We start from the raw sequence: 10,756 nt of genomic DNA, 5'->3' as shown, positions 1-10,756 counted from the left end.
CATACGGTTGCGCTATTATCTGTACGCGACCGATTCCCAGAGAGAGATACGGAAAGAGCGATTCGAAAGCGATAAGAATGACTACCGGGCGTTGGTGCACGAGATGGCCAATGATATCTATAGAGCGTTGACCGGCGATGAGGGAGTGTATCGGACAAAGATTGCCTATGTTAAACAGGTGGGGAAAGCCAAAGAGATATTTATGGCTGATTTCGACGGTTATAACGAACGGCAGTTGACTAATAACGGCTCGATTAATCTGTCGCCGGCGTTTTCGCCGGATGGGGAGTTTATCTACTTCACCAGTTATATGGATGATAATCCCAAGATGTATATGCTGACGGTGAAAACGAACGCGGTTAACCTGGTTTCGAGCTATCCCGGGATTAATGCCGCGCCGGCGATTTCTCCAGATGGAAGATATATCGCCTGTGTACTGGCGGATGAAGGAAACTCGGAGATTTACCTGATGGACCGCAAAGGGAAAATTGTAAAGCGCTTGACCTACTCCTGGGCGATTGAGTCATCACCAACCTGGTCGCCGGACGGCAAAGAGATAGCCTTTACCTCCGACCGCACCGGCTCGCCGCAGATTTACCTGATGGATGCCGAAGGGCTGAATGTGCGGCGATTGACGTACGAAGGAAAGTACAATGATTCCCCCTGCTGGTCACCACGCGGCGACCGGATAGTCTACGTTATGAGAGACAAAGTTTTCAAGATCTGCTCCATAGATATTAGCGGCAAAGATTACAGGATTCTGGCAGATTTGGGGGATAATGAGAATCCCCGCTTTTCACCGGATGGGAATCATATTGTTTTTTCATCAGACCGCCTGGGACCGCGAGAAATATTCACAATGGATGTATTCGGACATAACCAGAAGCGGATAACCTTAAAGGGCGGATGCTCCAACCCGGCCTGGTCGCCTATGCGGCGCTAAAGATTGCGCCATCAAGAAGTTATGACATTTTTTGTAAAAACTTGAACCGTTTTTTGTTGACCGGATATTCCAAATTGCTTAAAATTGGTGAAATATCAGTGAAGCATTACAAATTTAATTTAAGGAGGATGTGATGAAGAGGTTAATTCTACTTGGCCTGGTCTTGATGCTTGCTTTTGTAATTTCTGGCTGCCCAAAGAAAACGCCGCCGCCGCCGGAAGCGCCGCCGCCGGTAGAGGAGCCGAAACCGCAGGAGCCGACCAAGCCGGAGCCAAAGCCGGAGCCGGAAGTAAAGAAGGTAACGGAATCAGATTTCAGGATTGTGTACTTTGATTTTGACAAATATAATCTTGTTGATTCGGCCAAGCAGGCTCTTGACCACAATGCAATGATTTTGAAAGATAATCCGAACCTGATGATTCGCATCGAGGGGCATTGTGATGAGCGGGGGACGATTGAGTACAACCTTTCGCTTGGCGAAAAGAGAGCCGCCGCGGCTAAGAAATATCTGACCGACTTGGGCATCGACCCGGGGCGGCTTCAGACCATAAGTTACGGTAAAGAGAGACCGGCGGTTGCAGGAAGCAATGAAGCGGCCTGGGCGAAAAACCGCCGCGACGAATTTAAGATTATCTCACAGTAGCCTCTCAATTCGGGATGAAACAGTTACGATTCATAATCGCCGCCGCCGTAATGACGGCGGCGATGGCAATGGTTTCCGGCTGCGCCATGAAATGGGATGTGGCGCGACTGGAAGCAAAGCTTGATTCCCTGCAGGTGGAGCAGCGACAGATGATGATGACGACCATGCGGCTGGATTCGCTGCTGAACTCGGAATCGGAAGCGTCACTGAAGCTGCGGGCGGAGATTCGCAGTTCGCTTACGGACCTGACCGAGCAGGTGCGAACAATGCAGGCAACCATGAATGACCTGCAGGACCGGGTCCGCCTTATCGGCGGAAGCCAGACCGGACGGGTAACCGTTCCGGTAACGCCTCCGGTCAGCTCCGATACCGGCGGAACGGCGGTATCAACGCCGAGCGTGGATTGCCAGACATTGTATGACGATTCCTTTGTGAACATTCGGCGCGAAAAGTACGAGGATGCGATACGGGGATTCAACGATTTTCTGAAGTACTGCGGGACGCACGAGGCGGCCGCTGATGCCCGTTTCTGGATTGGGGAAGCGTACTATTCGATGGAGAATTACAAAGAAGCGATCAGCCAGTTTGAGATGCTGATAAAGGATTATCCTAAATCGGTGAAGCGGGCGGGGGCGATGTATAAGATGGCCCGCTCTCATGAAGAACTGGGTCAGAAGAATGAAGCGAAGAGAAATTTTGAGAAATTGATAGACGAATATCCCAACACTCTGGAAGCATCGCAGGCGAAACAGAAATTGAAGGACTTAAAATGAAACCCGCCGAAGGCGGGCTGACGTCGCTAAAGGTTAAAATCTCCACCCCGACCGGGCCAATTCCTGCAGGTCGGGGTTTTTATCAACTGGAAGAAGAGTCCCTCTATCTTCCGGTCATTCATGCCGACTCTGACCGCCATTTCTTTTCATATTTGGATTCGGAAACAGTTTCGCTCCAATTAGACCGCGAGGGACGGCTCATATTCATTGAGGTGCCGGTGCCGCGCCGCCGGTGGCATCTGCGTCAGAACCTGGTTCATCCCGAAAAAGCCGAACCGGTCGATATTCGTTTCATCGATTTCAGGACGTCGTTTCCGGCGCCGACGCTTTTTTGCAGCCCCTATCGCAATGAACTTCTAATCCGCTTCCAGCGCGACGTCGCCGAGCAGAATTGCTACCTGGCAGAAAACCTTATAGCCCAGGTGTCGGCAGAAAACAGGCTTGTGGCAATCTGGGCGTTTGATATCCTTGATGACCTGGCGGGACGCGAAATCTCCGCCTGGCGCCGAAAATACCGCGTTCGGCAACAGATATCCCCTCTGCCTGCCGTCCAACCATAATGTGATTCCGATGTGATTATTCTCTCATTCTCTATGCCGTTATAATAAGACGGAGGAAGAATGGGATTATTTCTATATATCGATATTGACGCTTTCTTTGCCTCGGTGGAGCAGTCTCTGAACCGACAACTGCGGGGCAGACCGGTGATGGTAGGGGGGCTGAAGCATGGGCGTGGGGTGGTGGCTTGCCCCAGTTACGAAGCGCGCGCCCGGGGGGTGCAGACCGGCACAACCCTGCATGAAGCGGCGCAGTTGATACCGGAGGGAGTTTTCCTGAAGGGGGATTATCATCAATATCAATATTACTCGGAGCGGTTCTACGATATCCTCTTCTCAGTCACTCCCGATATAGACAAAGTCTCTCAGGATGAGGCTTGCCTCGATATCGCCGGCGCGGTGCGTCGATTCGGGAGCGCCCGCGCCCTGGCTTGGGAATTGCAGCGGAGAATCGGCGAAGAGCTGACGCTTTCGACATCAATCGGAGTCGGTCCCAGCCGAGTGGTGGCCAAGATTGCCTCAGAATACCGTAAACCGATGGGGCTGACAATAGTGACCAATGAGGGGCTGCAAGAGTTTATGGCGGCAATTCCGATAAAGCGACTCCCCGGGGTCGGTTCTGTCACCGGCAGAATTCTCCGGGAGATGGGAATAGAAACAGCCGGGCAGCTGGCGCAGGTGCCGGAAATGTACCTAAAGCGGATTTTTGGCATCAACGGGCTAAAGATTGCGGCTTATTCTCGAGGAGAAGATGGCATACCATTTCGTGATTATAAAGTAGTCCGGACGGTCAGCCGCGAGACCGGGTTCGCCGAAGATATCACCGATAAGAAGATTCTCCTGTCGCACTTTTATTATCTTCTGGAGCGGGCGAGCGCCAGGTTGCGGAAGTTGAACAAGAAGGCGGCGACGGTAAGAATAAAGTTTCGGTATGCCGATTTTGAAACAATCGAAGGCTCCTCTCCCCTGCTACCCCCCTCGCATGATGAGAGCGTTATTTTTCCCCGGGTGGAGATGATGTTCGAGCGGCTATTCTGCCGACGTCTGGGGATTCGATTGGTCGGGGTGACCCTGGCAAATCTGAAGGGGTATATCGATAATGAAACGCTTATCAAAGACCGGTCGGAGCGGAGCCGCAACCTGCTCCGGGGGCTGGATGCCGCTCGCCGGAAAAGCGGGTTCTTCTCCCTTATGACGGGGCGGACTCTGGCGCTGGCAGAGCGGTACCAGCGGGGAGATACCGGATATGTCCTTCGCACTCCCGGCTTGTCGCAGTAGTTTTTCATTGCGGTACGGGACCGCGCCGGTGGAGGCGCTGGTGCAGGGGCTCAAGGAACGGCAGTACGGCGCCGCGCTTCTGCTTGACCGCAATAACCTCTATGGCGCTTATGACTTTTACTATGCGGCGCAGGAGGCAGCGCTCAAACCGTTAATTGGGGCGGAGGTCAGCACCGGGCTGGGAGATCTCTACCTGATTTGCGAGAACTATGAGGGGTTTAAGAATCTGTCGCGGCTGATTTCTTATTATCACCTGCAGGGGGAACCATCGAAGGAAGTTGTCGCCAGGTTCTCCGGCAACCTGCTCTGTCTCAGCCGCTACAGCGGTTATCTGACAACGCTCCGGGAAATATTTGGCGACCGATTCTTTGCGGCGGTGCGCTCAAAGCGAGACAGCAAGGCGGCGCGGGAGGCGAGCGGTCAGAAGATTCGAGTGGCGGCGTTTCCGCTGGTCAGCTTTCTGAACAGGAGCGATTACTCCACCCATCGCCTGCTCCGCGCCATCGACGGCGGCTATCTGCTTGATAATCTCCCTTCGGCCGAAGTCTCGGACGAGGATGAATATCTGCAGACGCCGCAGGAGTACCGGCAATGCTTTCAGGACGTTCCGGAAGCGGTCAGAAATAATATTGAGATTGTCGCGAGGTGCGCTCTGCAGTTCCGGCAGCGACGGAATATACTTCCTGATTTTGTTCTGCCGGAGGACCATTATGCGCGACTTCACCAGGATGCCCTTGAGGGGCTGCGGCGACGGGCGCCATCGCTTCCGGGGCCGTATATTGCGCGTCTGGAGTACGAACTCTCGGTAATCCGGCGAACCGGTTTTGTCGATTATTTTCTGATTGTCGGCGATATTGTGCGCTTCTGCCGTCAGAAAGGGATAGCCGCCGTGGGGCGAGGCTCGGCGGCCGGCTCCCTGGTGTCGTTCAGTCTGGGGATAACCGAAGTTGACCCTATTGCGGAGGGGCTTTATTTTGAGCGGTTTTTGAATGAAGCCCGCAGTGACTGCCCGGATATCGATATCGATATCGACTGGCGGTATCGGGATGACGTGCTTGATTATATCTACAAGAAATATGGCGAGGAGCATGTGGCGATGATGGCGACTTATACTCGTTTTCAGCCACGGCTGGCAATCCGGGAATGCTCCAAGGCGCTGGGGATACCGGCGGAAGAAGTTGACCGATTCATCAAACGGCTGCCTCGCGAATCGCTGGAGGAGTTGTCGCTCCAGTCGGAGGCGCCAACGGCGAGAATCAATCGCTTTAAGGTTGATTGGGAACGTTTCGCTCCGGTCTTGCGAGCGGCGCGGCGTATCGCGGGACTGCCGCGACATCTGGGAATTCATTCCGGCGGAATTGTGATTACGCCGCAGCCTCTCACCGACTATGTCCCGCTGGAAAGGGCGACCAAAGGAATTGTGGTGACGCAGTGCGATATGTATCAGGCCGAGAAGATAGGGCTGGTAAAGATTGATATTCTGGGACAGCGGGGATTGGCGGTCATCGCCGACTGTTTTGCCGCGGTCAGGAAAGAGCAGCCATCATTCAGCATTCCGGACAACGACCAGAGAACATATGATATGCTGCAAGCCGGCAGGACAATCGGGGTTTTCCAGATAGAATCGCCGGGACTGCGGGCGCTTTTGAGAGACCTCCATCCCGAGGAACTGAATGATATCACGCTGGCACTGGCGTTGATACGACCGGGGGCATCGGAATCGGGGATGAAGAAAATTTTCCTGAATCGGTTTCATGGGAAAGAAGAGGCCGAATATGCCGACCCGTCACTGGAGCCGATTCTGAAAGAGACTTTTGGGGTGTTCATTTACCAGGAGCAGGTGATTCTGGCGGCGCAGGCGGTGGCCGGATTCAATCTTCCGTCCTCGGACCTGCTGCGGCGCTCTATCACAAAGAAGCGCAAACAGGGAGAGCAGCGCCAGCTGCGGGAGCGATTTATTTCGGGAGCGATGCGCAACGGCGTGAAAAGAGAGACGGCGGAGAATATCTTTTCGCAACTGGCGCAGTTCGCCTCCTTTGGCTTCTGCAAGGCGCATGCCGCCACCTATGGATACCTGGCGTATCAATCGGCATATTTCAAGGCGCATCATCCTGATATCTTTATGACAGCGGTGCTTCGCAACGGCGGGGGATATTATCCAGCGGCGGTCTATGTAGCGGAAGCGCGCCGGCTGGGGATTCCGGTGGCGCCGCCGACGCTCAATATCTCAACCGAAACTGATTCGCTTCACCAGGGGACGCTGTATCTTGGAGTCAGTCGCGTTAAGGAAGTGGGTGCGACCACTATGAAACGAATAAGCGGGACCAATCATTGCGGGTCGTTTGAGGATTTGGTTGCCGGCACTGAGCTGTCCGAAGATGAGATAGAGAATCTGATAAAGGTCGGCTTTTTCGATACGGTGGAGCCGTCACGGGCAAGACTTCTCTGGCAGTATCGTCTTCGGGGAAAACGGAAGGGGAACCGTCAGGAACTGTTTTTCGCCGAGAACCTGATGGCGCCGCAACTTCGGGAGTTCCCGGTGGTCCCGCTCAGCCGCTACCGACGGCTGCGGTATGAGATGGAGATTCTGGACCTGCCGGCATCGTTTCACCCCCTGGAGTTATTTCCTGAATATCAGAACCCCGACCTGACGGAGCTCGGAAAGAGGGAAAACGGGACAACAGTGGCACTCTCCGGATGGCTGGCGGACCGGAAACGGATTAAGACACGGGACGGAAAAGATATGGTCTTTTTGACCTTTGATGCTCTCGACGACACCTTTGAGATAGTTCTCTTTCCGGCCGTCTATGACAGATTTCGTGAATTGATTCGAAGCTATCGCTTTCTCAGAATCGAGGGGGAGCTGCAAACAGATTCGGGGATACCGGCTATCGTGGGACGCGCCCTTTCCCCCGCACCTACCGGTCTGCCGGAAGCGGAATTTATTTGAGATTGACATTGATTCGAACCGCCCGTTAATTATCGACAATGTCTATTCCGGAAAAAATCAGAGACGAGTACAACAAACTGGTGGAAGAGATAAAATACCACGACCGGCTGTACTATATGTACGACCGGCCGGAGATATCCGATGCGGAGTATGACCGTCTCTTCGACCGCTTGCTCTCTCTGGAAAGAGAGTATCCGGGATTGAGGGCGCCGGACTCGCCCTCGCAAAGAGTCGGAGCCGAGCCGCTCAAAGCCTTTAAGAGCGTGACCCACAGAGTGAGGATGCTATCGCTGCAGAAGGTGACATCAAGAGAGGAGTTCGCCGATTTCGACCGGAGAGTAAAGGAGGGACTGGGAGATAAGGGCGAGGTGGAATATACGGTGGAGCCGAAACTTGATGGACTGGCGGTGGAACTGATATATGAGAGGGGGCTTTTTACGGTAGGCTCGACGCGAGGTGACGGCACACGGGGCGAAGATGTAACGCAGAATCTTCGCACCATCCATTCGATTCCCTTGAGACTGTCGGGAGAGACGGCGAGAAAGTATCCGTTATTGGAAGTGCGCGGTGAAGTGATAATGCGGCGCTCGGCGTTCGACCGTCTGAACAGGAAAATGGAAGAACAAGATGAGGCGGTATTTGCCAATCCCCGTAATGCGGCGGCCGGTTCGCTGCGTCAGTTAGACCCGAAAATCACCGCCGGCAGACCATTGATATTCTATGCCTACGGGATTTCTGATACTGACCTCAAGGAGCTTGATACTCATTACAAAGTCATGAATTTTCTTAGAGATGAAGGTTTTCTGATTAATGAGAATTTGAAACTGGTAAGAGGGATTGACGAGGTAGCGGCGGAATTCGAAAATCTGGCTGAGATAAGACGGTCGCTTGATTATGAGATAGATGGGATGGTGGTGAAGGTTAATCGATTTGAAGAGCAGGTCAGGCTGGGTGAAATTTCGCGGGCGCCGCGCTGGGCGGTGGCATGGAAGTTTGCCGCCGAAGAAGCGGAAACGAGAGTGAAGGATATCATTTTTTCTGTCGGTCGCACGGGAATCATTACGCCGGTGGCGAAACTGGAGCCGGTGCGGGTTTCGGGCGTTACTGTGTCGAACGCCTCGCTTCATAATGAAGATGAGATGAAGGCACTGGATATACGGATTGGCGATACGGTATTGATTCGCCGCGCCGGGGATGTCATCCCGGAAGTGCTGGAAGTTATCAGGGAGAAACGGACCGGGAGAGAGACCGAAATCGCCATGCCGGAAAATTGTCCCTCATGCGGGACGAAGATAGTCCGACCGGAGGGAGAAGCGGCGCACCGGTGTCTCAATTCGGCCTGCCCGGCGCAACTGACGGAAAGGATATTTCATTTTGCGGCGAAGGAGGCAATGGATATAGAAGGACTGGGGGGGAAATTGGCGGCGCAACTGGTTGAAAACCGACTGGTGAAGGACCCGTCGGATATCTATTATCTGACTAAAGACCAGCTCCTGACGCTGGAATTGATGGGGGAGAAGAAAGCGCAGAATCTTTTGACAGCGATTGAGGAATCCAAGAAAAGAGAACTTCCCAGAATCGTACTGGCATTAGGGATTCTGGGGGTGGGGGAGGCGGCGGCGAAAATTCTGGCGGAAAGGTTCGGCGAATTTGACCATTTGATTAAGGCATCGGTTGAGGATTTGGTCTCAATCGACGGGATAGGTCCAAAGATAGCGCAGTCAATTGTCGATTACTTCGCCAATCCCGGCAACAAAGAGATGGTTGCCAAGCTGAAAGGGGCTGGGGTGGTCTTTGCGCCGTACCAAATTTTGCGGAAAGAATCAGTAATTGCCGGGAAGAGTTTTGTCATTACCGGCACACTTTCCAAGCCAAGAGAGCATTTCAAAAAGTTGATAGAGTCATTGGGGGGTAAGGTTACCGGTTCCGTTTCAGCAAAAACAGATTACCTTCTGGTCGGCGAAGATGCCGGCAGCAAACTGGAAAGTGCCCGCAAGTTGGGGGTCAAAACGCTAAATGAGGACGAATTCTCAAGACTAATAGGTCGGTAATTATTCAGAGGGGCCCGGGGGATAATCCATTGTCAACCAAGGGTAATGGTCACGTTTCAAACAGAAAGAGCCACTCACAAAGCCGACAGCGGCTATTGATGTCTTTAGCCCGGTTTCTCCGTCTGATAGATATAACCCGTTAAATTCAACCTGATAATTCCCTTCGGGAAGATTGTTGAATTCATATTCGAGGTCATACAGGCAGAGACAGTGGCAGACTTGCTCGGCGCTCTCTGATTCGGTAATTATGATAGCGCTATCATTGACAACTATCTCGGCCGTAAACGGCTGACCGCAGCAATTGAAGCCAGCGTTAATATGTTTGAGTATGAGCCGTCCCTTACCATCATAATGATAATTCACCCCCTCTTCGGACAGTGCGCACGAAAGAGAATCGTGAGTCGGCGTCAGCGGCTTGCAGTTGGAGAAATTTGTCAATTTTGCCACGACTTTAAAGTCATCCTTTTTGACTACAGTCACGGTGTCATTGCAGGCGATGAGAGGGATAAGTATGGAAAGGGCGGCAAAGATCAGAGGGGAAATAATTCTTAAATTAATGTTCAGAAACATAATGTCTCCTTTGCGGTCTATAATAAAGATACGCCGAACAACCTTTATGTCAAGGGCAGACTTCTTAAGGAAGAGACGTCCATATCGCGCATATATAAGAAAATAAAAAAGGGACCGCCGCAAATTGAGGCAGTCCCGGGTATTTCAAGAGAAGAGTCTTATAGTTTAGCCGCTACGGCGTTGGCAATGTCGAGGGAAGTTGCCTTTCCCCCCATATCATAGGTGCGGACTTTCCCTTCTTTAATGACGGCGGCAATAGCGGACTCCAGCGCCACCGCTTTATCCTTCTCCCCTAACCATTCCATCATAAGAACAACGGTCAGGAGCATTGCCATCGGATTGACTTTGTACATTCCGGCATATTTCGGGGCGGAGCCGTGAGTCGGCTCAAAGACGGCATATTTATCACCGATATTGCCGGAAGAGGCGAATCCTAAACCGCCGACCAACTGGGCGCAAAGGTCGGAGATTATATCGCCAAACATATTGGAAGTGACCAGCACCGAGTAATCGAGCGGGTTTTTGAGCAGCCACATGCACATGGCGTCAATATTGGCTTCATCCAGTTTTATCTCCGGGTAATTCCTGGCAACTTCGCGCGCGGTGCGGATCATCAAACCCGATGTCTCTCTTATAACATTCGGTTTTTCAACCACGGTAACAGTTTTGCGGCCGGTTCTCCTGGCATATTCGAAGGCATCAGTTATGATATTGCGGCAGCCGGTTTTGGTGTTTATTCGAAGCGACACTGCCACCTCACTGCCGGGATGGGCATCGAATTTTTTCATATTTTTGTTGTTTTTCTTAAGGACCTCGCGAACTTCATCGGGAAGCGGGAAAAACTCCACTCCCACATAAAGGTCTTCGGTGTTCTCGCGGAAAACAACGATATCAATGCCCTCTTTGTAATTGAGGGGGTTGCCGGGATAAGCCTTGCAAGGGCGCAGATTGGTGCGCAGATTGAATTCCTGCCGCAGACGGACAATGGGGG

Annotated in this window: 9 protein-coding genes; 7 read left to right on the top strand and 2 right to left on the bottom strand. The window is 52.6% G+C overall.

What is annotated here, in order from left to right; all coding sequences use genetic code 11:
• The 7 genes from tolB to ligA all read left to right on the top strand — a co-directional run.
• The coding region (gene tolB, locus AB1690_11280; GenBank protein ID MEW6015894.1) for a Tol-Pal system beta propeller repeat protein TolB at nucleotides 1-943 on the top strand (943 nt) is incomplete at its 5' end.
• 133 nt (nucleotides 944-1,076) lie between these two features.
• The gene (pal, locus tag AB1690_11275) at nucleotides 1,077-1,586 is read left to right on the top strand and encodes a peptidoglycan-associated lipoprotein Pal (GenBank protein MEW6015893.1); all 510 of its coding nucleotides are present in this window, start codon (nucleotides 1,077-1,079) and stop codon (nucleotides 1,584-1,586) included.
• Nucleotides 1,587-1,600: 14 nt separating this feature from the next.
• Nucleotides 1,601-2,359, top strand: coding sequence for a tol-pal system protein YbgF (gene ybgF, locus AB1690_11270; protein ID MEW6015892.1), 759 nt, complete (start codon nucleotides 1,601-1,603; stop codon nucleotides 2,357-2,359).
• Nucleotides 2,356-2,919 carry a hypothetical protein gene (locus AB1690_11265; GenBank protein ID MEW6015891.1) on the top strand — a complete coding sequence of 188 codons (564 nt, stop codon included), beginning with the start codon at nucleotides 2,356-2,358 and terminating at the stop codon, nucleotides 2,917-2,919. Before ybgF ends, AB1690_11265 begins: the two co-directional genes overlap by 4 nt.
• 60 nt (nucleotides 2,920-2,979) lie before the next feature.
• Nucleotides 2,980-4,194, top strand: a complete 1,215-nt coding sequence (gene dinB / locus AB1690_11260) for a DNA polymerase IV (protein MEW6015890.1) — start codon at nucleotides 2,980-2,982, stop codon at nucleotides 4,192-4,194.
• The gene (locus tag AB1690_11255) at nucleotides 4,163-7,144 is read left to right on the top strand and encodes a DNA polymerase III subunit alpha (protein ID MEW6015889.1); all 2,982 of its coding nucleotides are present in this window, start codon (nucleotides 4,163-4,165) and stop codon (nucleotides 7,142-7,144) included. Before dinB ends, AB1690_11255 begins: the two co-directional genes overlap by 32 nt.
• A 38-nt stretch (nucleotides 7,145-7,182) precedes the next feature.
• Entirely contained in the window at nucleotides 7,183-9,195 is a 2,013-nt protein-coding gene (gene ligA, locus AB1690_11250) for an NAD-dependent DNA ligase LigA (protein MEW6015888.1), read from the top strand.
• Here ligA and AB1690_11245 read toward each other — a convergent pair whose 3' ends face one another.
• Nucleotides 9,196-9,765, bottom strand: coding sequence for a hypothetical protein (locus tag AB1690_11245; protein MEW6015887.1), 570 nt, complete (start codon nucleotides 9,763-9,765; stop codon nucleotides 9,196-9,198). It lies immediately after the preceding gene.
• A gap of 158 nt (nucleotides 9,766-9,923) precedes the next feature.
• Nucleotides 9,924-10,756: isocitrate/isopropylmalate family dehydrogenase (locus AB1690_11240; protein MEW6015886.1), on the bottom strand; the 833-nt coding region annotated here is incomplete at its 5' end.

The sequence above is a fragment of the Candidatus Zixiibacteriota bacterium genome, assembly GCA_040753495.1.
In the GTDB taxonomy this organism is placed as follows: domain Bacteria; phylum Zixibacteria; class MSB-5A5; order GN15; family PGXB01; genus DYGG01.
This window is presented reverse-complemented; position numbering and strand designations above follow the sequence as displayed.

What these genes read in the sequence shown, in the direction of transcription:
- pal (MEW6015893.1), top strand. Translation starts at nt 1,077, where the DNA reads ATGAAGAGGTTAATTCTACTTGGCCTGGTCTTGATGCTTGCTTTTGTA.
- ybgF (MEW6015892.1), top strand. Translation starts at nt 1,601, where the DNA reads ATGAAACAGTTACGATTCATAATCGCCGCCGCCGTAATGACGGCGGCG.
- AB1690_11265 (MEW6015891.1), top strand. Translation starts at nt 2,356, where the DNA reads ATGAAACCCGCCGAAGGCGGGCTGACGTCGCTAAAGGTTAAAATCTCC.
- dinB (MEW6015890.1), top strand. Translation starts at nt 2,980, where the DNA reads ATGGGATTATTTCTATATATCGATATTGACGCTTTCTTTGCCTCGGTG.
- AB1690_11255 (MEW6015889.1), top strand. Translation starts at nt 4,163, where the DNA reads ATGTCCTTCGCACTCCCGGCTTGTCGCAGTAGTTTTTCATTGCGGTAC.
- ligA (MEW6015888.1), top strand. Translation starts at nt 7,183, where the DNA reads ATGTCTATTCCGGAAAAAATCAGAGACGAGTACAACAAACTGGTGGAA.
- AB1690_11245 (MEW6015887.1), bottom strand. Translation starts at nt 9,765, where the DNA reads ATGTTTCTGAACATTAATTTAAGAATTATTTCCCCTCTGATCTTTGCC.